This is a genomic window from uncultured Shimia sp. (assembly GCF_947498095.1).
Taxonomy (GTDB): domain Bacteria; phylum Pseudomonadota; class Alphaproteobacteria; order Rhodobacterales; family Rhodobacteraceae; genus Shimia.
Genome location: NZ_CANMJE010000009.1, coordinates 113,738 through 135,354, shown reverse-complemented (window position 1 = coordinate 135,354; position 21,617 = coordinate 113,738). Strand labels below are relative to the sequence as shown.

The following is a 21,617-nucleotide window of genomic DNA, read 5'->3' as shown; positions in this document are numbered from 1 at the left end:
GGTTAGCCCTGTAGGGCTGCCCACATGTCCAGATCGCGCTGAGCGGTCCAGATGCGGGGGTGTGCGATGCCGCGTGCTTCGTCATAGGCGCGGGCAACGTTGAAGGGCAGGCAGTGCTCATAGATCGCATAGTCCGCGAATTTCGGATCACAGCTCTCGCGCACAGCGTCCCATGCTTCTTTCAGCGAACCACCGCGGGCGGCTACACGGGCCGCGGGCAGATAGGTGCTTTGAACAAAGTCGCGTGTGCTTTCGATGGCGCGTTCCACAGCGTCTTTGCCAACAAGCGCGCCGCCACGGCCGGGCGCAATGGCGTCCACGTCGTAGGCTTTGATGTTGTCCAGCGTCTGGCCCCAGTCGGCAAAGTGACCGTCACCGCAGTAACAGGCCGAATGGTCTTCGACGATGTCGCCGGTGAACATAACGTTCTGGTCCGGCACGTGGATCACAGCATCACCGGCGGTGTGGGCACGGCCGATCTGTTTGATGTTCACGCGACGCTTGCCAAGGAACACGGTCATCTCATCGGTAAACGTCGTGGTCGGGAACGTCAGGCCGGGGATCGACTCGTGGCCTTCGAACAGACGTGGAAAGCGTTGAAACTCGCTGTCCCAGTCTTCCTGACCACGCTCCAGCACCATGTTATAGGCGGTGTTGGACATGATGACTTGCTGGGCGTTGAACGCTGATGCACCCAACACGCGCACAGCGTGATAGTGGGTCAGTACGACGTGAGTGATCGGTTTGTCGGTCACCGAACGCACGCAGTCGATCACCTTGTTGGCCAAACGCGGCGTGGCCTGCGCTTCAACGATCATGACACTGTCATCACCGATGATGACACCCGAGTTCGGGTCACCCTCAGCGGTAAAGGCATAAAGGCCTTCACCGATTTCATCAAAGGTGATTGTCTTTTCAGTCATGTCCCCTTGGGACGCGAATGCTTTTGCCATTTTGTCGTTTCCTTAGCGTTTGTAGGGGTCATCAAGTGCGGCGATAACGGTGCCAACACAATCGCCGAAGCCGATGGTATAGCCGTCGCCCTTGGCGTTGCCTTTGAGGATCAATGTATCGCCATCTTCGATGAACGAGCGGGTCTCACCGGTTTCGAGTGTCATCGGCTCTTTGCCACCCCAGCTCAGCTCCAGCAGCGAGCCGCGGTTTTCTTTTTCGGGGCCAGAGATGGTGCCCGACCCGAGGAGATCGCCAACGTTCATTGGCGAGCCTGCCGTGGTGTGATGCGCCAGTTGCTGCGCCGCCGAGTAGTACATCTCATTATAGTTGGTGCGCGCGATGGTCGTAGCGTCCTTGCCGTCGGGGGCCATAGTGACTTCGAGGTCGATGTCATAGAGCATCGGCCCGCAGTCTTTGATGTGGTCGAGCAGTTCGAACTCGCGCTCTGGTGTATCGGTGCGGAAAGGTTCCAACGCGTCCTTGGTCACGATCCAAGGGCTGATGGAAGTTGCTGTCGCTTTGGCTTGGAACGGGCCCAGCGGCTGGTATTCCCACGCTTGGATGTCACGCGCGGACCAGTCGTTCAGCAAGACGTAGCCAAAGATGTTGTCGTCAGCTTCTTGCACGGTAATTGGGCCATCGGAAGACGTGCCTACGATCGCACCCATTTCAAGTTCAATATCGAACCGGCGGCAGGGCAAAAAGGCGGGTATGTCGTGGTCAGGCGATTTCAGCTGACCCCATGGACGGCGGACATCTGTGCCCGACACAATCACAGACGATGCTCGGCCATTATATCCGATCGGAATGTGCAGCCAGTTCGGCGGCAACGCGTTTTCGGCGCCGCGGAACATGGTGCCAACATTCGTCGCATGGTGACGACCAGCATAAAAGTCGGTGTATTCCGGCACGACCAGCGGCATGTGCATCTCGGCGTCCGCCATCGCAACCAGCAAGGGCTCGGCCTTGGCTTGATCCGCGCTGCCTTCTTTCAGAACTTCGATCAGGCGAGCGCGCAGCTCGGCCCAGGCATCGCTGCCAAGATCCATGAACTCGTTCCAATAAGGCGCGTCAAACACAGCGATCTCTGAAATGGTAATCAGCCCGGTCTCTTCCGCGGCGGCCATATCAAGGATCATGTCACCGATGGCAACGCCGCAGCGTTCTTCGGTTCCGTCGGTCGAGAACACACCATATGGCAGGTTGTTCAGCGGGAAAGGGTGGTTCGCATCATTGGCCGAAGCCACCCAGCTTTTCATCAAAGGCATCTTTGCTTTTCCTTACTTCTTGCCCGGAGTGCCATCGAATTTCTTTTCGATGTCGGTCCAGCAATCAATGTAATCATCCTGTAGCGGTGCTTCATCTGCGGCAAATGCGGTCAGATGTTGCGGGAAGCGTGTTTCGAACATGAAGGACATGGTGTTGTCCAGCTTGTCCGGGCCGAGGTTCGAATTCGACGCACCCTCAAACGCATTCTTGTCCGGTCCATGTGGCAGCATCATATTGTGCAGTGACATGCCGCCCGGGATGAACCCCTGAGGTTTGGCGTCGTACTGTCCATAGATGTTGCCCATCAGTTCGGACATGATGTTCTTATGATACCACGGCGGACGGAATGTGTCTTCGGCAACCATCCAGCGCTCACGGAACAGGACAAAGTCGATGTTCGCGGTACCCGGCTGGCCCGAAGGAGCTGTCAGTACGGTAAAGATAGAGGGGTCCGGGTGGTCAAACAGGATCGCGCCGACCGGGCAATAGGTGCGCAGGTCGTACTTCACCGGTGCATAGTTGCCGTGCCAGGCGACCACGTCCAAAGGTGATTGACCGATCTGTGTTTTGTGGAACTGACCACACCATTTCACGGTCACGGTCGAAGGAACTTCGCGATCTTCAAAAGCCGCCACAGGTGCTTTGAAGTCACGCGGGTTGGCCATGCAGTTGGCGCCAATTGGCCCGCGGCCAGGCAGCTCGAACTTCTGGCCGTAGTTTTCGCAGACAAAACCGCGCGCCGGGCCTTCGAGCACTTCCACACGATAAAGCAGGCCACGCGGGATAATGGCGATTTCTTTCGGCTCAAGGTCGATGACCCCCAATTCGGTCGAGAACCGTAGGACACCTTCTTGCGGCACCACCAGCAACTCGGAATCTGCAGAGAAGAAATAGTCGTCTTCCATCGACTCAGTCACCAGGTAGATGTGCGTCGCCATGCCGACCTGGGTGTTCACGTCACCAGCTGTTGTCATGGTGCGCATACCCGTAACCCATGTCAGTGCCTCGTCCGTATGCGGCACTGGGTCCCAGCGGTATTGGCCAAGGCTGGTCACATCAGGGTCGACATTCGGGGCCGATTTCCAATGCGGTACATCGATCTTTTCATAGCGATGGGAATGCTTCACCGAAGGGCGAATACGATAGCACCACGTCCGCTCATTCTGATGGCTGGGTGCTGTAAAGGCCGTGCCTGACAGTTGCTCGCCATAGAGGCCATAGTTGCATTTCTGAGGTGAGTTCATGCCTTGCGGCAGGGCACCGGGAAGAGCCTCGGATTCATAGTCGTTGCCAAATCCGGGCATATAGCCCTCATGCGGGCCTGCCATAGAGGGGGCCATTTGCATTCGGGTCGGAACAGTATGTTTTGTCATTTTCGCGCGCTCCAGTTTCGAATTTAGTTGCTTTGGTAATAGTTCTTTTTGTAACTAACAAGGCAAAGGAGACGTGAAATGCCGAAAAATGATGACTTCGATCTACAGGTGTTTTTGCCGTATCTGCTCAATCAGGCGGCAGAAGAAAGCAGTCTTGCTTTCACGCAACTCTATAAAAACAAATACGGAATGCTGCGTACTGAGTGGCGGGTCGTGTTTCACTTGGGCGCCTTCGGAAAGATGACGGCCACCGATATTGTGGTCCGTGCGAAAATTCACAAGACCAAGATTTCACGTGCTGTCACCAAGCTCGTTGAAAAGCGATTCGTTGTGCGGGAGCGCTCGCAGGATGATCGTCGACAGGAGTTTTTGACGCTGACACCCGCGGGTGAGGCAGCTTATCGGGACCTGCGCGATGTGGCAAAACGCTATGACGCGGACATCAGTCGCAAATTTACCGACGGAGAAGTTCGGCTGTTGCGTATGATGCTTAAACGACTGGCTGGAATTGATTGATTGCCGCTGCGTTTCAATTAGCAAAAGGAGATTTTGAAATGGCATCCGGACTGAACTGGGATGGTCTGTCACGCTTGAACCATTGGTTGGTGGCTGCCGCAATGGTCGCCATGTTGGTGTTTGGTGTTTATCTGCATGAGTTCGTACCGCGCGGCCCGGAAAAGGGCGCTTTGATCGGTATTCACAAGGCGGTTGGCGTGGTGGTGCTGATCTACGGCGTTTGGCGGGTCGGGTATAGGTTGATACAGGGGTTTTTGGAAGAAACCACCGCAATGCCGAAATGGCAGTCAACTTTGGCTAAAGTCGTGCATTGGGTGCTGCTGATTTCGGTGATTGCCATGCCTTTGACAGGAGTGCTTGGGTCGTATTTCGGCGGGCGCGATATTGATGTCTTTGGACTTTTTACGATCGCCAGCGCCATGGAGCCGACCAAAGGGCTTTCTGATGCTTTCATGGGGATGCATGGCGTCTTTGCCAAAATGACCATTCTGGCGCTGGTCTTGCATGTCCTTGGGGCGATCAAGCACCACTACATAGATCGGGACGACACGCTGAAACGCATGTTGGGCCGTGCCTGACCAAAAACTGAGGGGCTAGGTCGCCTGCCGCGCCAACAGTCCCAATGTGCTCGCGATCAGCCGCGAAACGGTCAAAGCCCCGAGGTCGCCAATATCGGCCTCGGGCATGTATTCGACAAAGTCGATGGCGGCGATGCGTGCCTTGTTGGCTGTGCCGCGGATCAAGTCGAGACATTGGAAATAGCTCAACCCTCCGGGTGCCCGCCCAATGACACCGGGCACGATGGAAGGGTCTAAAACGTCGACATCCAAGCAAATGACCACATTCGAACCAGCAGGAATCAAATCCAGAACGGCCTGCACACCGTCTCGGTGGAGGTCATGCGCCGGAACAAACTGGGCACCCCATGCTACGGCATCAGCCAGATCGTCTGAATGCCCCGAACCAATGCTGCGCGCACCGACCTGAATAATTCGCTCGATATGATCCATCTCAGAGGCACGTCGCATCGTTGATGAAAGGCCCATATCCTCTCCCATGTGCTCTTGGCGCCAATCGATATGCGCATCAAGCTGCAGGACCGTGTAGTGATCGCCCGTCGTCCCAAGAGCCTCAAGCATTGGGATCGGTACGGAATCGTCGCCGCCTATTAGAACAGGCACCGCACTTTTAGTCAGAATGGTTGAGATCGCGTTGTGGATTGTATCGCGGTTGATCGCAAAATCCTGATCGTCAAAGGGCAGGTTTCCACAGTCGACGGCACGCGTGACCTGTGTTGGAAAAGTTGGTCCACCAAGGTCGAAATTGTGCCGGTCAATGTTGGATGCCAGTGCGCCTGTAGCTTTGCGCAAAGCATCCGGGGCGTTTCTGCAATAGGCGCCAACGGACCCATAGGGCGTCGCACCCAAGGCACTGATCAGCGCAACCGGTGCCGACAAAGCTTCCAGATTTTCGCACTTTTCAAGACCCAGAAAGGTGTCGGTCTTTGTCGCCCCAAACAATGCGGCCAGATCAGGTTTGTCGTTCATGATACCTCACTATGGGATCAGAAGTTCACCTCGACCCCGGGTAAGTTCAGCGCCTTCAAGAGGTCACGCAACTCTTGCCGTGCTGCAACATTCGAGATGTTCAATTGCTTCACGCCGATGTCGCGCAGGTCAAGCAACGTCAGGCCACGTGGGAACAGCTCACGGAAGATGACCCGCTCGTTGAAACCGGGTGCCACACGGAACCCGATGCGCCGCGCGAGATTGTCCAGGGCTTTGCCCATCTTTTCCTTGTTGACCATCTGCTGTGCGCCCATGCGGTTGCGCAATACCACCCAGTCAATCGGCTTCAGGCCCGCCTGCGCACGCAATTGGCGGGCATTCCAAACCATTTCGGAATAAACTGATGGCCCGAGGATTTTTTCGCCATGAGGATCCGTGTGCGCTAAAAGATCGAAATCCACGAAACTGTCATTCAGTGGCGTCACAAGGGTATCTGCCAGCGAATGGGCTACCTGGCTTAGTCGTGTGTGCGAGCCAGGGCAATCGATCAGGATAAAGTCGCTGTCCGACTCAAGCGTTGCCACGGCGGCTGACAGACGATGGTCATAGATATTCTCGCCGGGTTTCAGGGTGGCAGGGTCAATTTCTGGCAATTCATGATATTCCGGGCTGGGGAGCGACTGCCCCGCCTCAGCCAGAAACGACCGTCGATTGTCGACGTACCGTCCAAAAGTCTTCTGCCGCAGATCCAGGTCCAAGGCGCTGACCTTGTGGCCCATTCGTGCCAATGCGGTCGCAATGTGCATGGACATGGTTGATTTGCCCGCGCCACCCTTTTCGTTTCCTACAACGATGATATGCGCCATTGCCCTAACTCTCCACTCGCCCATCTGGTCTGATTGCCTGCGCTCTGTGGCGCGCTGGCGGGTTTATGCGCACTATATGTTGAGGCTGGCAAGAGGGGAAGCGGCACCAATGCACTCGCAAGGATTTGTGTTGGTTGCACAATGAAATTGCGACATTTCTGCCCCTTTTGCAGAGTAACCCCGCCGTTGTCTGGCTCGTTGACCTGTCGCTCAAAGGACCGCCGGAAAAATGGCAATAGGTGCGCAATCGTTTCTTCTGCCATAAGCGCGATGTCGCGATTCAGCCCACAATCTCTTGCAAGGACATCATTGTTCGCAATTCATGAACAGTGGGTCAATTGGGGAAGAAACGATGCGTAAAACATAACAGTTTCCCGCATCTTTTAATGTCGAATGCCGTGAAATCGTTCAATTTTCTTGTCTTTTCGGTAAATTATCCAACGATAACGGAGTTGTTTCCGAGTTATCTTTAAACAATTTTTAGGAGTTAGGGCGTGATTGGCCTGGCGTACAGGACCCTGTTCCCCCGCGCCGTTTTCTACTTTGCGGGTGTGCTGTTCCCAGCTTTTGTGCTCGGGGGCGCCGGGTTTGTGTCGGCCGAGACCGATGGTCTTGATGCACCTTATGAATTAGTCGAATACCCAAGCGCAGAAACGCTCAGAGACTTCGTGGCCCGCCACCTAGATGACCCGGACCTTTGGCCCACGGTTCTAAAAATCAACAACGTTGCGTCGCCGGCTGACCTGAAGCCCGGCACAATCGTTCGGATGCCCGTAACGCAAGTGCGGTTGGCCGATGATGCCCTGTCGACGTCGCTGGATGCGATTCAGCAGGCCACTGCCGAGGGCGCGAGGTTGTTTGCACCGCAGGAAATCGGGACCGCCATTGAGAATCGCGAAGTAGCGGTGGATCGGCGCGGAGAGGGCGAATGGCGCGACGTCGTGGAGTTTTCGGATGTCGCTACGGTCCAGGCAAATGAAGCCTTTGAAATCTCTCTGGAACAACGGGACCGTGCGGCAGAAGCGTTGATTACCGACATTCAGGGTCAGGTCGAAGGGCGTGACCCCACCGAGGCTGCGTGGTCTGACCAGACTTTGGATGACGTCCTGGTTGAGTTTGAGCGCCTGCGCACCTTGTCGAACTCAACCACGCAAGTCACATTTCGCGATCTTAGTCGCTTGCGGTTGAACCCAAATTCGAATGCGACCATTCAGAGGATGCGATCTGATCCTTTGACCGGCAAGGAAGTCACCAAAGTCAGCTTGGCCAGCGGCGACTTTTACGCGTTATTGAATCAGCTTTCGGATCAGGACAGCTTTGAAATTGATGTTCCGGGCATCAAGACCACCACGGAATCCAATGATTTCTGGATCAAGAATGACATCGACAGTGCGCGATTTGTGAATTTCGACGCAGAATCCCTCGATATTCTGGCCGGCGGCCAACAGGTCTCACTGGGCTTGGACGAAGGTGTGGTGATTATGTCTGATGGCAGCACGGCAAAGACCGAAGCACTGGATCGCGCGTTACTCATTGCACCGTTGGACAAAGATGAGGTTTATGGAACCTCAGTCGACCTTGCTTGGGAGATCTTTCCGGACGCTGCGGGCTATCGGTTAGAAGTTGCGGGTGATTCCAGTTTCAATCGCATGTTGGCCTCAGAATGGGGTCTGACGTCGACAGGGTTCACTCCAGAGAACCTGACGCCGGACCGGCCTTGCAGACGCCGTTAGGTGCGGTGCACGATGTGCTGCGTTTTGACGCCAGTGGGTCACAGGACCCTGATGGCCACGGCGTTCGCCTTTCATGGGATTTCGGAGATCAGACCAATGCCACAGGTGCGATTGTTCGGCACCGCTATGCCACGGCTGGTGAGTACACGGTCACAGTGACCGCCCGTGATACAACCGGACTGGTATGTGGTGTGGCGGAAGACACGACAACCGTTACCGCCACTGCGCGTGATAACTAGAGCATGCGTTTCCCACTTACGCTTAAATTCTTCATCTTTGCCGCGCTGGTGGCCGTGGTGCCATTGGCCTTGGTGGGTGACAACCTCATTCGGATCGCGCGTGATGAGTTGAAAAGTGCGGTTAACGAGGATTTGACCGGTGTTGCCGGACAAGTAAGCGGTGAATTCGACGCCCTTTACCAAGGGCTCTGGTTGGTGCCTCTGTCTGTCATTCGATCCGGCGTGGACAACCCACAACTCGATGTCTCGCAAAAGGTTTCACTCCTGACCGAAGGGATGGAGCAAATGCCGGATGTCGTGGCCTTGAAACTGAGTGTCGAAGGCGCGGCGTTGCCGTTGATGGTGACCGATCAGGCCTTTAGCCAACGCCTTGAGGCGGCAGGATTGGACCCCATCGCCGTGCTGACTACAGCACCGGAATTGGTCGCCAACATCGAAGGAACAGGTCAGTTCGGGCGACCGATCATATCACGTGTTGAAGAAACCGGGGATTGGGTCGCGACGCTTACCCTGCCGATGGAAAGTCGCATTGCCGGACGGCAATTGACGCTCGCCGCAAAAATTGATCTCGGAACGCTGCGTGAGCGTGTGGAACGCCATCCGTTTCACCAACGCGGACAAATCACAGTTGTAGATCACGCCGGGCGGCTTGCATTGGTCGACGATGTACAGGTCGTTGCCGACCGTTCAATCGTGGCGTCTGCCATGCCTTTGATCGTGGCCGGCGCTCGGGCTGACGCACTGGAAAGCTATTCGCGCGCCAATGGTACGATAATGCTCGGGGCTTATGCGTTTCCGGATTGGTTCCCTTGGGCCGTGATTAGCGAGCTTTCCGAAGCAGACGCCTATGCTGTGGTCGACCAAATGATGCAACGTATCCTCTTGGTTGGTGCATTGGGGTTCGCCGCCGCGTCTGCTGCCGCGCTAATTTTTTCGCGGGGCCTGACAAGCCCCATTCTCAAGATCGGGCGGGTCGCAGAACAAATCGGCCAGGGAGAGTTTGCGGCGCGCGTTCAAAACGTCCGGTCTCGCGATGAGATCGGCGATCTGGCCAAACGGGTCAACGTCATGGCGGGGGAACTGGGTGAGAGGCTGGAGCTGATGAAGTTTGTCAGCCAGGAAACCATCACAGCCATTCAGGCGCAAGGCAGCGAGGGGATTTCTCGCGGTGGTGAACGGCGTGCGGTGACCATGCTGTTCAGCCATATTCGTGGCTATACCGCCTGTTCCGAAACCGTTTCGCCGGAAGAAGTGATCGAGGTTCTGAACAGATTGTTCGAGGTGCAGGCCGGGATCGTCGAAGAGCATGGTGGTGATATCGACAAATTCGTCGGCGATGAATTGATGGCGATGTTCACCGGCGACAACAAAGAACACCGGGCCACATTATGTGCCGTTGAGATCGAGCAAGCTCTGGCGGAGACAATGGGCTCTCAGACAGGCGGCGCACTTGAGGTTGGTATTGGCATTGCCTCGGGCGATGCGGTTCTGGGCGCCATGGGTGCACGCGACCGCATGGATTACACGGTGCTCGGCTCAACCGTGAACCTCGCGGCGCGGCTGTGCAGCAAGGCGAGAGGTGGTCAGATTCTGATCGAAGAGGCAACACGCAAAGCTGTGGATGGATCAGAAGGTATCGTCCTGACAGAATTGCCTGCGGTGACACTCAAAGGCATTGCAGAGCCAGTGCCGATCTATTCAGCATCACCGAGCTGACGGTTTGCCCGGTAAGCGATGCAAAGGCGCATCATTCCACTGACCACTGAGCAACCCGTCGATGGTCCAGTCTCCGACCGCATAACGGATCAAGCGTAGGGTCGGATGCCCCACAGCGGCGGTCATACGACGAACCTGTCGATTGCGTCCTTCCTTGATGGTCAGCCGCAACCAACTGTCTGGAATGGATTTGCGTACCCGAATGGGCGGCGTGCGTGGCCACAGCCAGTCGGGTTCATCCATGCGGTCAACACCTGCCGGGCGGGTCATTCCATCCTTTAGTTCAACGCCTTTGCGTAAACGAGAGATGGCGTCTTCTGACGGCGTGCCCTCGATTTGTACCCAATATGTCTTGGGCCATTTGTTTTTGGGGTTGGCAATCTGTTGCTGAAGCCGCCCATCGCTGGTGAGCACCAAGAGCCCCTCGCTGTCACGATCCAGCCGTCCCGCCGAATAGACTTTGGGAACGTCAATAAAGTCCGAAAGGGTCCGGCGAGTGCTGCCTTCGGTACCTTTGTCGGTGAATTGAGACAGCACATCATAGGGCTTGTTGAACAGGATCGTGCGGCTCATGGGCTCTCCGGTATGAAGTGCCTCTTGAATAGGCGCGCAGGCAGGGCCTTGCAAGTCATCGTACTTTGGCGGCAGATAGGCAGACCCCTGAACGAGGAGTGGCGCATATGGACCCCAAAGACATGCACCCAGCGACATTGGCCGCACAGGCCGGTGGCGTCATTGATGCCCAAAGCGGGGGGGTTGTGCCACCGATTCAACCTTCGACCACCTTTGCACGTGACCGCGATTACGCACCGTTGAACCCCGCCAACACCTATGCGCGCGACCACAACGATGCGGTGCGTCAGGCCGAGGCGGTTCTGGCCGGGCTGGAAGGGGGCAACGGCGCGCTCTTGTTTCCTACCGGCATGGCAGCGATTGCGGCGCTGTTCCGTACGGTCCCGAACGGCGGACGTGTTGTTGTGCAGTCGGGCATTTACTGGGGCACAACCAGATGGATTCGCGATTTCTGTGAGCGTCGGGCAGTAAAACTGTGCGAGGTGGATGCGTCGGATTCAAAGGCTCTGGAAAGTGCATGTGCTGCGGCGCCGACACAGATCGTCTGGATTGAGACCCCTTCTAATCCCTGGCTGAAAATCACGGACATCGCAGCAGCCGCACAAGCGGCGCACGCGTCTGGGGCATTGCTTGTTGTTGACAGCACTGCAGCGACTGCCATTCTGAGCCAACCGTTGAGCTTGGGCGCGGATATCGTCATGCATTCGGCCACCAAGGCAATTAATGGGCATTCAGATGTTCTGGGCGGTGTGCTGGTCACCCGAGAAGACACTGAAACCTGGCAAGCCATTGCCGAAGATCGCGCCACCGCCGGCGCAGTCATGGGCCCGTTTGAGGCATGGCTCTTGTTGCGGGGCATGCGAACGTTACCGCTGCGTGTCAGACAGATGTGTGCCAATGCCACTGAGATTGCCGCGTTTCTTGAGGATCATCTACGCGTCGAAACGGTGCTCTACCCCGGCCTCGCGGGCCATGCAGGTCACGAGACGGCAAAAAGGCAGATGCAGGGCGGCTATGGGTTCCTCATGTCTTTTGTGGTGCGTGGCGGGCGCGATGCGGCATTGGCAGCAGCAGGACGCCTGAACCTGTTTCATCGTGCAACATCGTTGGGAGGCGTAGAAAGTCTTGTAGAACATCGCGCCACGATCGAGCCGAATTCGGGTATCCCAGAGGGCTTGCTGCGCATTTCCGTTGGCATCGAAGATGCCGGCGACCTGATCGCCGATCTGGCACAGGCGCTGGGGCAATAAGCAATCAATCTCAACCCGTCAATTCAGCTATACAGGGTGCCGCGGGCGCATTAGCGTGAGCGAATGCAACACGAAAGTCCCTTAGACAGCCGGTATTCCTGGATCCGTCTTGGAATAACCCTTGCCATCGCGCTGATCGTGAACGTTGGTATGTGGGCCGTGATCGTTGTGATGCCCTCTGTGCAAGCCGAGTTCGGCATAGACCGTGCAGACGCCTCAATGCCTTACACTTTGACAATGGTGGGGTTTGCGCTGGGCAATCTATTGATTGGTCGCGCAATTGACAGGTTTGGCGTGACCTATGCGCTGATTGGGGCGGCGCTTTTGGCGGGGGCAAGCTATGTCGCCGCGGCCTTTAGCAACAACGTCAATGTGATCTCTCTGGTGCATTTGGCGTTAGGTTTTGGCACGGCAGCGGGTTTTGGGCCGCTCATTGCAGACATCTCTCTTTGGTTTCACAAACGGCGTGGCATTGCCGTCGCGGTTGCCGCCAGTGGGAACTATCTGTCTGGCGCCATTTGGCCAATTCTGCTGAGCGGTGTTCTCACGTCCTATGGCTGGCGTGCGGTCTATTTGGTGCTGGCCGCAATCACAGTGGTAGTGGTGATCCCACTGGCCATGACCCTGCGCCGCCGCGCACCGCTTGACGCTGAGCCAGCGCCCGGTGCGCGTATTAAGAGCTACAGCACCGGCTTTTCGCCACGTGCATTGCAGGTGATGCTATTTGTTGCGGGCGTCGGATGTTGCGTCGCCATGTCCATGCCTCAGGTGCATATCGTGTCGTTCTGCGTGGATCTTGGATATGGCCCTGTCGTTGGAGCCGAGATGCTGTCGTTGATGCTTTTGGGCGGCGTTGTTTCGCGGTTGATCTCAGGGGCGCTTTCGGACCGGTTGGGTGGGTTGATTACGCTGTTGATCGGAGGAGCCCTGCAGTGTCTGGCCTTGTTCCTTTACCTGCCATTTGACGGGCTTGTGCCGCTCTATGTTGTGAGCCTGATCTTTGGATTGTCCCAGGGTGGAATTGTGCCAGCCTATGCCGTGATTGTGCGCGAATACATGCCCGCAAAAGAAGCCGGTGCGCGGGTGGGGCTGGTGATGATGGCCACCATCTTGGGAATGGCGCTGGGTGGTTGGATGTCAGGATGGATTTACGACGTGACAGGCAGTTACCAGTGGGCCTTTCTGAATGGCATTGCGTGGAACTTTCTCAACATAGGCATTGTGTTGATCATCCTGATGCAAAGCCGTCCCAAAACTGGACATGCGACCCCAGCCATGGGCTAAGCATGCGGCTTTATCCCTGTTGTTGGTCGGTGTAGGGTCCGTCAACTTCAGGATCAGGCGCTCAAAGAGATGACACAAACCTCCCAGACCAACGGTGCAAAAAACAAGCAATTCGACCGGATAGGGCAAGTCGAGGTCGATGGCCGAGTTGGGTGGCGTAAAGAGCCTGAGACTTTGTCTTTGTCCTTGCGGTTACGCAAAGGGGATCCGGCCAAGGGGTTTGAACGCGAAAAAGCCACCTATATCGCCCTCCAGGGCAAAGGATTGCCAATTCCAGAGTTGTTAGATTCCGGAGATGGGTTCTTCGTCATCGCGGATGCGGGGACCAATCTGAATCGCGTCAGAATGCATACGATCGACACCCCTGAAGTGTTTCACAGGGCTTTGTCAGATGGGGCAACCGCTTTGGCACGTCTGCACAGCGCTGGATATTGCCACGGTCGCCCAGCCCTTAGAGACATCTGCTGGGAAGATGGGTGCATCACCTTTATCGACCTTGATCGCACACGGCCCGGAACTGAAGACGGTCGCTGCTATGGCCTTGATATCCTGATCTTCTTTTTTAACACGATTGCTCAAACGGGAGGTGTTGGCCCCGAAGTCTTGGCCGCTAGAGAGGCGTACCGAGCAGCCGACACCACCGGGAACTGGCAACACGCTGTTGCTCGGGCGAAACGTCTTAGGCCGCTGGCCGCTTTGCTGTCGCCGTTGTCAAAGAAATTTAAGAAAAAGCGTGAGTTTCGATCGATTCAGCCAACGATCGCGTTCTTTACAAGTAGCGACTAAGCGCGCCGCAAAGAAAAACGCCGCCCTGGATTGGAGCGGCGTCTTCGTTTGAAATCTTGAAGCGGTGCTTAGAAGCCCAGGCCTTCGTATTTCTTTTTGAACTTCGACACGCGGCCGCCAGCGTCCAGCAGGCGCGAAGTGCCGCCGGTCCAAGCTGGGTGCACGGTTGGGTCGATGTCCAATGACAGCGTATCGCCGTCTTTACCATAGGTCGAACGCATCTTGAGGATGGTGCCGTCGGTCATTTTGACGTCGATGAAGTGGTAATCGGGATGAGTGTCTTTTTTCATGTTACCGCTCCTTACGCTTGCTTGGGCTTATAGTGGGTGTCTTCTGCGATACGCGCGGATTTACCGCGACGCGAGCGCAGATAGTACAGTTTGGCGCGACGTACACGACCGCGACGCACAACTGTGATCGAGTCGATGTTGGTCGAGAACAGTGGGAAGTTACGTTCCACACCTTCACCAAAAGAAATCTTACGAACAGTGAACGAACCGGCAATGCCTTTGCCGTTGTTACGGGCGATGCAAACGCCTTCGTAGTTCTGGACGCGCGAGCGCGACCCTTCGGTCACTTTATAGCCGACGCGAATGGTGTCGCCGGCTTTGAAGTCGGGGATGTCTTTCCCCAGGGCGGCAATTTGTTCCGCCTCAATCTGTGCGATCAGATCCATCTGAAACGCTCCTTATTTTGCCCGTGGTTAATCCACGAAGATTTGCGCGGTTCTCTAGCTCCTGGTCTTCGCTCGGGTCCGCATGCGCGCCCGCCTGAGGGTGAACCGTCTTTCCTTAGTCCGTCTTCGATCCCGCTTTTGCCAAAATCACTCGAGGCAGAAGAAAACCCGTTGCGATCCTTGGCACGAACACCAAAAACACCCGAGTCGGAATCTCCGACCGGGAATGAGCGGCTTTTATGGAAGGTTTAAAGGTTTGGCAAGGGTCTTCCCACGCGTGGCGTCCTAGTTTTTCTAGAAAGCTTCCGCGAGCAGAACTTCCTGAAAAGTTCTGCTCGATTGTATCGATGGCCTCAGGTCAGGTCTTTGGTTTCAGCACCCGGTGCGTTCTTCATAACCGAAGCAATACCATTGTCGCGGCCTGAGGTGCTTTCGTAGCTTTCCGACGTGCCGATCACCTGGCCGTTGGTGGCTTTCAAGTTGAACATATGCTTGCCCGACTTGGTTTCCTTGCGCTCGTAACGCGCATCTTCAGAGGCATTTTTCTGCACCGAAGCAATGCCGTTTTCGGCGCTGGCGCGTTGCTTGTAGCCTTCGCTGGCCAGAATAATCTCGCCATTGCCTGCTTTCAGACGAAACCGATATTCACCCGCTTTGTCGGTGTAGAGTTCAAATTTACCAGCCATTGCTAAATCTCCCAATAATCAAACTGTTCGCAAAGATATAAACATGGCTAGGCGGGCATGCGCAACGACTTCTGGTTTACCCTTGGTCACCCTCATCCTTGTCTTCATGGGTGGCCCACATGTCCGGACGCCGTTGGCGGGTCAGGTCTTCGGCCTGAGCCTTGCGCCATTTCTCAATATTGCCGTGATGCCCTGACATCAGGACCTCGGGGATTTCGCGACCCAACCACTCGGCGGGGCGGGTGTACTGCGGATGCTCCAAAAGACCGTTTGAATGGCTCTCGTCCTCAATGCTGTCGGCGTTGCCGAGCACGTCCGGCAACAGCCGTACCGTCGCATCGATCATGGCTTGCGCTGCAATCTCACCGCCGGTCAGGACAAAATCACCAAGGCTGACCTCTTGAATGTTGTAGTGATCCAGAACCCGCTGATCGACGCCCTCAAAACGGCCGCACAGCATAGTGATACCGTCGCATTTCGCCCAAGCGCGGGCCGCCTTTTGATCAAAGCGTCGTCCACGCGGGCTGAGGTAAACAAGTGGCCAGTTGCCCCGCGCGGCGCGCATTGTGTGTTCGATCGCGTTGCCCAGCACATCCGCACGCAACACCATGCCCGCGCCGCCGCCTGCTGGGGTGTCATCCACGTTACGGTGCTTACCAATGCCAAAGGGACGCAAATCTGTGGTCTCAATCTGCCACTTGCCGTCTTTCAACGCTTTGCCCGTCAGGCTCTCGCCTAGCACACCGGGAAAGGCATCGGGAAATAGCGTGATGATCCGCGCAGTCCAGACGCCTGCCAGCTGTGGATTATGGGTCATCAGTTCACGCGGTTTCAACGACGCAGTGATGGTTTTTCGCCCATGCGAGCGGGGCTTGTCAGTCATGAGGCTGCACTTTCTTCATGGCGCTGCAGCACGGCTTTCTTGGCCGCGCTCCGCGCCTCCCTGTCGCTGATATTGCGGTTCAGGTCCAGCAATTCCTGCAAAACACCGATCGGCAAGCGCGTGTTTGCGGGCAGAATTGGTTCAAACTTTTTGAGGTCGGCGTCGGTCAGGCCAGCGAGTTTTAATAGTCTCTCTGCGGGTCCCAACCTGAGGGTGTTGCAGTCCTCAATTGGCACATGTGTCACAGAGTAGGGCGATACTGCGGTTTGTACTTTGTCCAGCACGGACCCAAAGTTCGCGGCGTTCGGAAAGCGGCCTAGAAAGGTATCCTGCGTGATCGTCATGGATGACGATTTCACATGTTCCCAATAGGCGCTGTTCAGCCAGCTGGATGCCGCGCGCGTGGTATAGACAAAGTGCAAATCAGGTTGGCGGTACCGTCTTACGAACGCGTCTCTGATTTCTCGTGCCAGAACGGCAGCCGCTGAATAATCCGCAATCTCCTCGCGGCCCGGCATATGGCCGGCCAGTTCCTCGGCAGACACGATCAGTCCGCGGTTCTTGAGGTCGGGCATGTCGTTCAGCCATTGATCCAGCCGGTGGGTCACTTTCATCAGGCTGATCGGATCGGGCCAGGTTGAATAGCCCCGCATGGCATGGGTCAGATCCTTTATGCGCCACTTCAATGCAAGCGCGGCATGTGGTTTCAGATTTGTCCGATTGTGGCGCAGAGTTGCCTGTACCGAAGACGTTCCGGTTTTGTGAAATCCGGCGTGGATGATGATCTTGCCGGTGGTGACACGCATGGTTTAGCCGTCCTGACTCTGCAGGTCATTCTCCCAACGTGTTCGCGCGGCACGTTTGGCTTGACGCATCTTGTCATAGTCCAAATCACTTTGATTGATGCGCAGGAACTCGTTGCGCAAATCCTCGGACACCGAGACATTTGCAGGGGGCAGTGGTTTCAACTTTCGGCGGATACCAGGTGAGATGTCCAACAGGTCCAAGATCGGCGTCAAAGGTCCAAGCGGCATCTTGGTCAAGCGCTCCAAGGGGGCAGTTTCAACCCGGTGAGGTTTGACGGCAATTTTCACCATGTCGACGATCCGGTCCAGTCGGGCACTGTCGGCATAGGCGTCAATGTATTCTTGGGTTGTCATGGTCATCCTGACCGCCCGTAGATGCTGGGTGTGGCAGGATGTGAGCCAGCTCGAGGCTTCCCGTGTCGAGAAGTAAAAGATCATCTCGGGTGGCTCGGGCATGACACGTTCAACCGTGTGCACAAAGGCCTTCATCAGGATCGGGGCGGCGTCATAGGTTGTCAGTTTGCGCCGTCCGGGCATGTGACCGATCAGGTCTTCGGAACTGATGCAGATGTGCTTGTCCGGGCCGTCCTTGTACCGGTCGAGAAAGTCGGAGAGCTCATAGGTAAAGGCCAGTAAGTCCAGCTTGTCCCGGCTTGCTGAAAAGGCACGTGCGTTTTCGCAAATCGACATGATGTGCTTGCGCAAAACGATGTGGGCCTCCCGACCCAGCAAGCGCTTGTTATGGGCCAGCATACGTTGCACGCTTGTGGTGCCGGTTTTGTGAAATCCGGCGTGAACCAACATTCGCACCATTCAGAAAAGCCCCTCAGGCGGGTCGGCAATGATCCGCGCGGCTTCCATGTCGATGGTTGGCACGACCTCATGTGTAAACGGCAAGAGGACCGTGGACTTCAGATCAGGGCCATGGATCTCTAACAGATCGGCAGCACCGTGATTTTGCACGGATTTGACATGCCCAAGCACGGTTCCTCCCGTGTCGCGTACCTCAAGGCCGATCAGATCTGCATAGTAGAATTCATCGTCCGGCAAATCAGGCAACCGGTCTCGAGGCACATAAAGGCGAACACCCTTAAGAGCGTCGGCATCTTCTTTCGTGGAGACGCCGGTCAGTCGGGCGACAAGTCCGTTTTTGATGGCTCGGGTTACGCTAACGCCAAACTCGCGCATGCCATCTTCGGTTTGCAGAGGCGCATAGTCGGCAATGGCTTCGGCGTCTGCCGTAAAGCTCTTGAGCCGTACTTCACCGCGCACGCCATAGGCCCCAGCCACTGCTCCGACACAAACCATGTCTGTCATATTCAATCCGCCGCTTCTTGTTATCAGTTTCCATGATCCGGCCTACAAGGGCAACCCGAGAGCGTCCGGCTCAGAGAGGATTGCGCGCTATCGCCGCGGTTCAGGCATTATCGGGTAAGTATTGGAAGGGCATTGCGCCGATCTTCCCATCCAAGTTGTTCAAGTTCAGGATGGTCCGATGAGGTCTTTGGATAGCCAACGCAAAGATACGCGACGAAGGTCCAGTCGCCTTCAACGTCCAGATCACGACCAAGCCGTTCAGGGTCTAAAACTGAGACCCATCCCACGCCCAATCCTCTGGCACGCGCTGCGAGCCAAAACAAGTTGATGGCACTGACCACTGAATATTTGCGGGTTTCGGGCATCGTGCCCGCACCCAGCCCATCGCCTTTTGTCGTTCCGTCGTCGCAATAGATGGCAAACTGCACTGGCGCTTCGGCCATGCCAGAAAGCTTTAGCGAGGCATAAAGCGCTGCTTTCTCACCGCGGTATCCCGTCAGAGCCTTGTCATTTTCAGCTTTGAAGTTTTCAAGCGCTGCGGTCCTTGCCGCATGGCTTTCGATCCGAATAAGGCGCCAAGGTTCAGATAGGCCGACCGAGGGCGCCATCAGAAAGGCATCGAGGCACTCTTGCAAGAGTGCCTCGTCTACCGGATCGGTTTTGAAATGGCGCACATCGCGGCGCCATTTCATAAGCTGCGTCAGGTCTTTCTGGAATGCAGTTGAAAAAGTGGTCATTCCAGAACGATCCCGGCTTATTCTTCTGCGGCTGCTTCTTCTTCCGCAGGCGCTTCGGCTGCTTCAGTCGCTTCTGCGGCTTTGGCGGCTTTCTCTTCAGCGCGGTCCTTGGCTTTTTGGCCAGGCTCGGCTTTCTGAGGGTTGTTACGCTCAGATTTTTCCAGCGTGCCAGCGGCTTCGAGGAAACGTGCAACACGGTCAGAAGGCTTGGCGCCTTGGTCCAGCCAGTACTGAACGCGTTCCATGTTCAGCTTCACGCGCTCTTCGCTGTCTTTTGGCAGAAGCGGGTTGTAGGTGCCCAGTTTTTCGATGAAACGGCCATCACGAGGCATACGGCTGTCAGCCGCAACAACGCGATAGAAAGGACGTTTTTTCGAGCCGCCGCGGGCGAGACGAATTTTCATAGCCATGGTGTGTATCTCCTGTTCCTAAGCTATTTGAGGGGTTTCCCCCGTCATTCCTGTTGTCCGGGTAACCCTTTGTTACCCTTGATGTTTCTTGTGGTGCCTGATGACCTCATCAATGATGAAGTTCAGGAATTTCTTGGCGAATTCCGGGTCAAGATTGGCGCGCTCTGCCATATCCTCGAGCCGGGAAATCTGTTTGGCTTCGCGCGCCGGATCCGAAGGCGGTAGGTCATGTTCGGCCTTAAGCTGTCCGACGGCTTGGGTGTGCTTGAACCGCTCGCCCAGCGTATAGACAAGGATCGCATCCAGACGGTCGATGCTTTCACGATGGTCTTTCAGCACCTCGGCGGCGCGGGTCACGGCGTCAGTCAAGGGCGTATCCTTTCGGTTTGAACAATGGGTCGGCGTAGTGGCTGATCTCCATTTCGATGCCGTCATTGATCTGGCTGTTTGCCAGTTGTTCGGCGCTCGGGTGGCGATAGACCACGTCATTGCCATCGACGGAGGCGGCTTCTTTGTCTTTTACCGCGCCAAGGCGTTCGGCCAGCCGGATCGAGTCGAGGTTCTTGGGATCGAGATAAGACACGGCCCCATCCCATCCCAGCTCGTTGTAGAAATACTTGCGCGCCGCATGTGCAGCCTCGAGCGCATAACCGTGGCCAACAGCCGACGGCCAGATGATCCAGGCAATTTCCTTTTCCGGCCAGGCTGCCGGCATCCAACCGCCTGCCATGCCATAGGTTTCGTCGGTCTCTTTGTCGTGGATCATCCACATGCCGTAGCCGCGAATGGTCCAATGGCCGATCTCGGCGGCATAGAGCATCCAGGTTTCATAAGGGTTCAACGGACCGCCCATGAATCGCGAGCGATACGACGCGAACGTCGCTTTGAACGCAGCATAGTCCTCCGCGTCCGGACCGCGCAGCACGAGACGTTTGGTCTCAAGGATAGGGATGTTTTTCGTGGCCATTACACTGTCTCCACTTTGGGATGACGATAGATGTGGCAGGATTTGCCCATCAGTGAATGTTCGCGCTCAAATTCTGCACCCAGCCGTTTGGCCATAGTGATGGACCGGTCATTGGCAGGGGCGATGTAACTCATCAGGTGGCCCAGTCCGAAATGGCGGGCGACATAGTCGCGCGCGGCCAAAACGGCTTCCGAGGCATAGCCTTTGCCCTCGCCATCTTCCATGACGCTCCAGCCCAGTTCAGGTTCGTGCCAGCCGGGGGCATCGATGATGCCGGCCCAGCCCATGAAAGTGCCCGTAGTCTTGTCTTCGAAATGCCACAACCCAAAGCCGCGAACTGCCCAGTGGCCAATGCGGCTGGTCAGGCTGGTGAAACAGGCCATTGCATCGCGCGGGCCGCCGACATAGGCGCTGCGCTTGCTGGCAAAGAACGCTTCCATGCGCGGCAGGTCCGACAGCTTCGGCGCACGCAGGATCAGACGATCGGTCTCGACAGTAGGGATGGCAAAAGAGGTCATGCATAGGCCTCCATGCCGCCGGCCGCGAGGTCATCCGCAGAAGGGTGGCGCCAGATATACATGCTGCCGAATGCGGGATGCTCATAAGTGGTCTCGAACGATGCACCGAGGCGCTTGGCAACTGCTTCGCTGGCAGCGTTGGCGGGGTCGATCAGTGAGATCGCCGTTTTCCAGCCGAGCGTACTATAGGCATGGTCCCGCGCCGCTATGGCGGCCTCAGTGGCAAATCCATTGCCCCAGGCTTCAGGCAGCAGCGACCAGCCGATTTCTGGCTCGGGCCAACCGTCAGGGCACCAGAGGCCAACCTTGCCCAGATACGCACCCGTTTTCTTGTCATCCACCGCCCAGAGACCATAGCCACGGAATGCCCAATGTCCCACTAGCGAACATAGCATGCGCCATGTTTCGTCGGGCCGTTTGGGGCCACCAACGAAACTGGATGCATCCGACGCATAGAACGCGGCCTCGGCCTCAAAATCCTTTTCCGCAGGGGCGCGAAGGATCAGCCGTTCGGATTCAAGCGTGGGTATGGAGAAGGTGGCGGTCATGA

The 21,617-nt window shown here is 56.4% G+C and carries 27 protein-coding genes; 8 read left to right on the top strand and 19 right to left on the bottom strand.

From position 1 onward, the window contains the following. Positions 1-2 precede the first annotated feature (2 nt). From Q0932_RS15575 to hmgA, 3 genes are read right to left on the bottom strand one after another with little or no spacing between them, the layout of a single operon-like run. Positions 3-953: an MBL fold metallo-hydrolase gene (locus Q0932_RS15575; RefSeq protein ID WP_299355114.1), complete on the bottom strand. Its 951-nt coding sequence runs from the start codon at positions 951-953 to the stop codon at positions 3-5. A gap of 12 nt (positions 954-965) precedes the next feature. Further along, positions 966-2,222: a fumarylacetoacetase gene (gene fahA, locus Q0932_RS15570; RefSeq protein WP_299355112.1), complete on the bottom strand. Its 1,257-nt coding sequence runs from the start codon at positions 2,220-2,222 to the stop codon at positions 966-968. Positions 2,223-2,234: 12 nt separating this feature from the next. Further along, the gene (gene hmgA / locus Q0932_RS15565) at positions 2,235-3,596 is read right to left on the bottom strand and encodes a homogentisate 1,2-dioxygenase (RefSeq protein ID WP_299355110.1); all 1,362 of its coding nucleotides are present in this window, start codon (positions 3,594-3,596) and stop codon (positions 2,235-2,237) included. Between the two features lie 78 nt (positions 3,597-3,674). Here hmgA and Q0932_RS15560 point away from each other — a divergent pair, with 78 nt between their 5' ends. Then, positions 3,675-4,112, top strand: coding sequence for a MarR family transcriptional regulator (locus tag Q0932_RS15560; RefSeq protein ID WP_299355107.1), 438 nt, complete (start codon positions 3,675-3,677; stop codon positions 4,110-4,112). Positions 4,113-4,150: 38 nt separating this feature from the next. Next, positions 4,151-4,690: a cytochrome b gene (locus tag Q0932_RS15555; RefSeq protein ID WP_299355104.1), complete on the top strand. Its 540-nt coding sequence runs from the start codon at positions 4,151-4,153 to the stop codon at positions 4,688-4,690. Positions 4,691-4,705: 15 nt separating this feature from the next. Here Q0932_RS15555 and Q0932_RS15550 read toward each other — a convergent pair whose 3' ends face one another. Beyond that, complete coding sequence (locus tag Q0932_RS15550; protein WP_299355101.1) at positions 4,706-5,659, bottom strand: arginase family protein; 954 nt, start codon at positions 5,657-5,659, stop codon at positions 4,706-4,708. Positions 5,660-5,676: 17 nt separating this feature from the next. Continuing rightward, positions 5,677-6,486, bottom strand: a complete 810-nt coding sequence (locus Q0932_RS15545) for a division plane positioning ATPase MipZ (RefSeq protein ID WP_299355098.1) — start codon at positions 6,484-6,486, stop codon at positions 5,677-5,679. A 494-nt stretch (positions 6,487-6,980) separates the two neighbouring features. Between Q0932_RS15545 and Q0932_RS15540 the strand changes: the two genes are divergently transcribed. From Q0932_RS15540 to Q0932_RS15530, 3 genes are read left to right on the top strand one after another with little or no spacing between them, the layout of a single operon-like run. After that, the gene (locus Q0932_RS15540; protein WP_299355095.1) at positions 6,981-8,219 is read left to right on the top strand and encodes a FecR domain-containing protein; all 1,239 of its coding nucleotides are present in this window, start codon (positions 6,981-6,983) and stop codon (positions 8,217-8,219) included. After that, complete coding sequence (locus Q0932_RS15535; RefSeq protein WP_299355092.1) at positions 8,204-8,458, top strand: PKD domain-containing protein; 255 nt, start codon at positions 8,204-8,206, stop codon at positions 8,456-8,458. The genes Q0932_RS15540 and Q0932_RS15535 overlap by 16 nt, the downstream gene beginning before the upstream one ends. A gap of 3 nt (positions 8,459-8,461) precedes the next feature. Then, the gene (locus tag Q0932_RS15530) at positions 8,462-10,174 is read left to right on the top strand and encodes an adenylate/guanylate cyclase domain-containing protein (protein ID WP_299355089.1); all 1,713 of its coding nucleotides are present in this window, start codon (positions 8,462-8,464) and stop codon (positions 10,172-10,174) included. Here the strand turns inward: Q0932_RS15530 and Q0932_RS15525 are convergent. Next, positions 10,163-10,747, bottom strand: coding sequence for an rRNA large subunit pseudouridine synthase E (locus tag Q0932_RS15525; RefSeq protein WP_299355087.1), 585 nt, complete (start codon positions 10,745-10,747; stop codon positions 10,163-10,165). The two genes, Q0932_RS15530 and Q0932_RS15525, sit on opposite strands and share 12 nt — an antisense overlap. A gap of 107 nt (positions 10,748-10,854) precedes the next feature. Here Q0932_RS15525 and Q0932_RS15520 point away from each other — a divergent pair, with 107 nt between their 5' ends. The 3 genes from Q0932_RS15520 (at position 10,855) to Q0932_RS15510 (ending at position 14,067) form a co-directional block, all read left to right on the top strand. Continuing rightward, entirely contained in the window at positions 10,855-11,997 is a 1,143-nt protein-coding gene (locus Q0932_RS15520) for a PLP-dependent aspartate aminotransferase family protein (RefSeq protein ID WP_299355084.1), read from the top strand. Between the two features lie 63 nt (positions 11,998-12,060). After that, a complete protein-coding gene (locus tag Q0932_RS15515; RefSeq protein WP_299355081.1) occupies positions 12,061-13,281 on the top strand; it encodes an MFS transporter in 1,221 nt (406 codons plus the stop codon). Positions 13,282-13,350: 69 nt separating this feature from the next. Beyond that, positions 13,351-14,067 carry a hypothetical protein gene (locus Q0932_RS15510; protein ID WP_299355078.1) on the top strand — a complete coding sequence of 239 codons (717 nt, stop codon included), beginning with the start codon at positions 13,351-13,353 and terminating at the stop codon, positions 14,065-14,067. A gap of 68 nt (positions 14,068-14,135) precedes the next feature. On the opposite strand, the gene rpmE is transcribed toward Q0932_RS15510, so the two are convergent. The 13 genes from rpmE to Q0932_RS15445 form a co-directional block, all read right to left on the bottom strand. Then, a complete protein-coding gene (gene rpmE, locus Q0932_RS15505) occupies positions 14,136-14,357 on the bottom strand; it encodes a 50S ribosomal protein L31 (protein WP_299355075.1) in 222 nt (73 codons plus the stop codon). Between the two features lie 11 nt (positions 14,358-14,368). Beyond that, positions 14,369-14,743, bottom strand: a complete 375-nt coding sequence (rplS, locus tag Q0932_RS15500) for a 50S ribosomal protein L19 (protein WP_299355072.1) — start codon at positions 14,741-14,743, stop codon at positions 14,369-14,371. Positions 14,744-15,096: 353 nt separating this feature from the next. Then, the gene (locus Q0932_RS15495) at positions 15,097-15,429 is read right to left on the bottom strand and encodes a YegP family protein (protein WP_299355069.1); all 333 of its coding nucleotides are present in this window, start codon (positions 15,427-15,429) and stop codon (positions 15,097-15,099) included. Positions 15,430-15,505: 76 nt separating this feature from the next. Then, positions 15,506-16,312: a tRNA (guanosine(37)-N1)-methyltransferase TrmD gene (trmD, locus tag Q0932_RS15490; RefSeq protein WP_299355067.1), complete on the bottom strand. Its 807-nt coding sequence runs from the start codon at positions 16,310-16,312 to the stop codon at positions 15,506-15,508. Then, on the bottom strand, positions 16,309-17,118 hold the full coding sequence (locus tag Q0932_RS15485) for a sulfotransferase (protein WP_299355064.1): 810 nt from the start codon (positions 17,116-17,118) through the stop codon (positions 16,309-16,311). Before Q0932_RS15485 ends, trmD begins: the two co-directional genes overlap by 4 nt. Positions 17,119-17,121: 3 nt before the next feature. Further along, on the bottom strand, positions 17,122-17,931 hold the full coding sequence (locus Q0932_RS15480; RefSeq protein ID WP_299355061.1) for a hypothetical protein: 810 nt from the start codon (positions 17,929-17,931) through the stop codon (positions 17,122-17,124). After that, positions 17,932-18,435 (bottom strand): ribosome maturation factor RimM, encoded by a 504-nt coding sequence (gene rimM / locus Q0932_RS15475; protein WP_299355059.1) that lies wholly within the window; start codon positions 18,433-18,435, stop codon positions 17,932-17,934. 107 nt (positions 18,436-18,542) lie between these two features. Further along, positions 18,543-19,172, bottom strand: coding sequence for a 5,6-dimethylbenzimidazole synthase (gene bluB, locus Q0932_RS15470; RefSeq protein ID WP_299355056.1), 630 nt, complete (start codon positions 19,170-19,172; stop codon positions 18,543-18,545). A 17-nt stretch (positions 19,173-19,189) separates the two neighbouring features. Continuing rightward, positions 19,190-19,582: a 30S ribosomal protein S16 gene (rpsP, locus tag Q0932_RS15465; protein ID WP_299355053.1), complete on the bottom strand. Its 393-nt coding sequence runs from the start codon at positions 19,580-19,582 to the stop codon at positions 19,190-19,192. Between the two features lie 72 nt (positions 19,583-19,654). Then, positions 19,655-19,951: a chorismate mutase gene (locus tag Q0932_RS15460; RefSeq protein WP_299355050.1), complete on the bottom strand. Its 297-nt coding sequence runs from the start codon at positions 19,949-19,951 to the stop codon at positions 19,655-19,657. Next, positions 19,944-20,549: a GNAT family N-acetyltransferase gene (locus Q0932_RS15455; protein WP_299355047.1), complete on the bottom strand. Its 606-nt coding sequence runs from the start codon at positions 20,547-20,549 to the stop codon at positions 19,944-19,946. Before Q0932_RS15455 ends, Q0932_RS15460 begins: the two co-directional genes overlap by 8 nt. Continuing rightward, positions 20,549-21,067, bottom strand: coding sequence for a GNAT family N-acetyltransferase (locus Q0932_RS15450; RefSeq protein ID WP_299355044.1), 519 nt, complete (start codon positions 21,065-21,067; stop codon positions 20,549-20,551). The genes Q0932_RS15455 and Q0932_RS15450 overlap by 1 nt, the downstream gene beginning before the upstream one ends. After that, on the bottom strand, positions 21,064-21,615 hold the full coding sequence (locus Q0932_RS15445) for a GNAT family N-acetyltransferase (protein ID WP_299355041.1): 552 nt from the start codon (positions 21,613-21,615) through the stop codon (positions 21,064-21,066). The genes Q0932_RS15450 and Q0932_RS15445 overlap by 4 nt, the downstream gene beginning before the upstream one ends. Positions 21,616-21,617: the final 2 nt, after the last annotated feature.

Coding starts and splice junctions, on each gene's coding strand:
- Q0932_RS15575 (WP_299355114.1), bottom strand. CDS start 953: ATGGCAAAAGCATTCGCGTCCCAAGGGGACATGACTGAAAAGACAATC.
- fahA (WP_299355112.1), bottom strand. CDS start 2,222: ATGCCTTTGATGAAAAGCTGGGTGGCTTCGGCCAATGATGCGAACCAC.
- hmgA (WP_299355110.1), bottom strand. CDS start 3,596: ATGACAAAACATACTGTTCCGACCCGAATGCAAATGGCCCCCTCTATG.
- Q0932_RS15560 (WP_299355107.1), top strand. CDS start 3,675: ATGCCGAAAAATGATGACTTCGATCTACAGGTGTTTTTGCCGTATCTG.
- Q0932_RS15555 (WP_299355104.1), top strand. CDS start 4,151: ATGGCATCCGGACTGAACTGGGATGGTCTGTCACGCTTGAACCATTGG.
- Q0932_RS15550 (WP_299355101.1), bottom strand. CDS start 5,659: ATGAACGACAAACCTGATCTGGCCGCATTGTTTGGGGCGACAAAGACC.
- Q0932_RS15545 (WP_299355098.1), bottom strand. CDS start 6,486: ATGGCGCATATCATCGTTGTAGGAAACGAAAAGGGTGGCGCGGGCAAA.
- Q0932_RS15530 (WP_299355089.1), top strand. CDS start 8,462: ATGCGTTTCCCACTTACGCTTAAATTCTTCATCTTTGCCGCGCTGGTG.
- Q0932_RS15525 (WP_299355087.1), bottom strand. CDS start 10,747: ATGAGCCGCACGATCCTGTTCAACAAGCCCTATGATGTGCTGTCTCAA.
- Q0932_RS15520 (WP_299355084.1), top strand. CDS start 10,855: ATGGACCCCAAAGACATGCACCCAGCGACATTGGCCGCACAGGCCGGT.
- Q0932_RS15515 (WP_299355081.1), top strand. CDS start 12,061: ATGCAACACGAAAGTCCCTTAGACAGCCGGTATTCCTGGATCCGTCTT.
- Q0932_RS15510 (WP_299355078.1), top strand. CDS start 13,351: ATGACACAAACCTCCCAGACCAACGGTGCAAAAAACAAGCAATTCGAC.
- rpmE (WP_299355075.1), bottom strand. CDS start 14,357: ATGAAAAAAGACACTCATCCCGATTACCACTTCATCGACGTCAAAATG.
- rplS (WP_299355072.1), bottom strand. CDS start 14,743: ATGGATCTGATCGCACAGATTGAGGCGGAACAAATTGCCGCCCTGGGG.
- Q0932_RS15495 (WP_299355069.1), bottom strand. CDS start 15,429: ATGGCTGGTAAATTTGAACTCTACACCGACAAAGCGGGTGAATATCGG.
- trmD (WP_299355067.1), bottom strand. CDS start 16,312: ATGACTGACAAGCCCCGCTCGCATGGGCGAAAAACCATCACTGCGTCG.
- Q0932_RS15485 (WP_299355064.1), bottom strand. CDS start 17,118: ATGCGTGTCACCACCGGCAAGATCATCATCCACGCCGGATTTCACAAA.
- Q0932_RS15480 (WP_299355061.1), bottom strand. CDS start 17,931: ATGGTGCGAATGTTGGTTCACGCCGGATTTCACAAAACCGGCACCACA.
- rimM (WP_299355059.1), bottom strand. CDS start 18,435: ATGACAGACATGGTTTGTGTCGGAGCAGTGGCTGGGGCCTATGGCGTG.
- bluB (WP_299355056.1), bottom strand. CDS start 19,172: ATGACCACTTTTTCAACTGCATTCCAGAAAGACCTGACGCAGCTTATG.
- rpsP (WP_299355053.1), bottom strand. CDS start 19,582: ATGGCTATGAAAATTCGTCTCGCCCGCGGCGGCTCGAAAAAACGTCCT.
- Q0932_RS15455 (WP_299355047.1), bottom strand. CDS start 20,549: ATGGCCACGAAAAACATCCCTATCCTTGAGACCAAACGTCTCGTGCTG.
- Q0932_RS15450 (WP_299355044.1), bottom strand. CDS start 21,067: ATGACCTCTTTTGCCATCCCTACTGTCGAGACCGATCGTCTGATCCTG.
- Q0932_RS15445 (WP_299355041.1), bottom strand. CDS start 21,615: ATGACCGCCACCTTCTCCATACCCACGCTTGAATCCGAACGGCTGATC.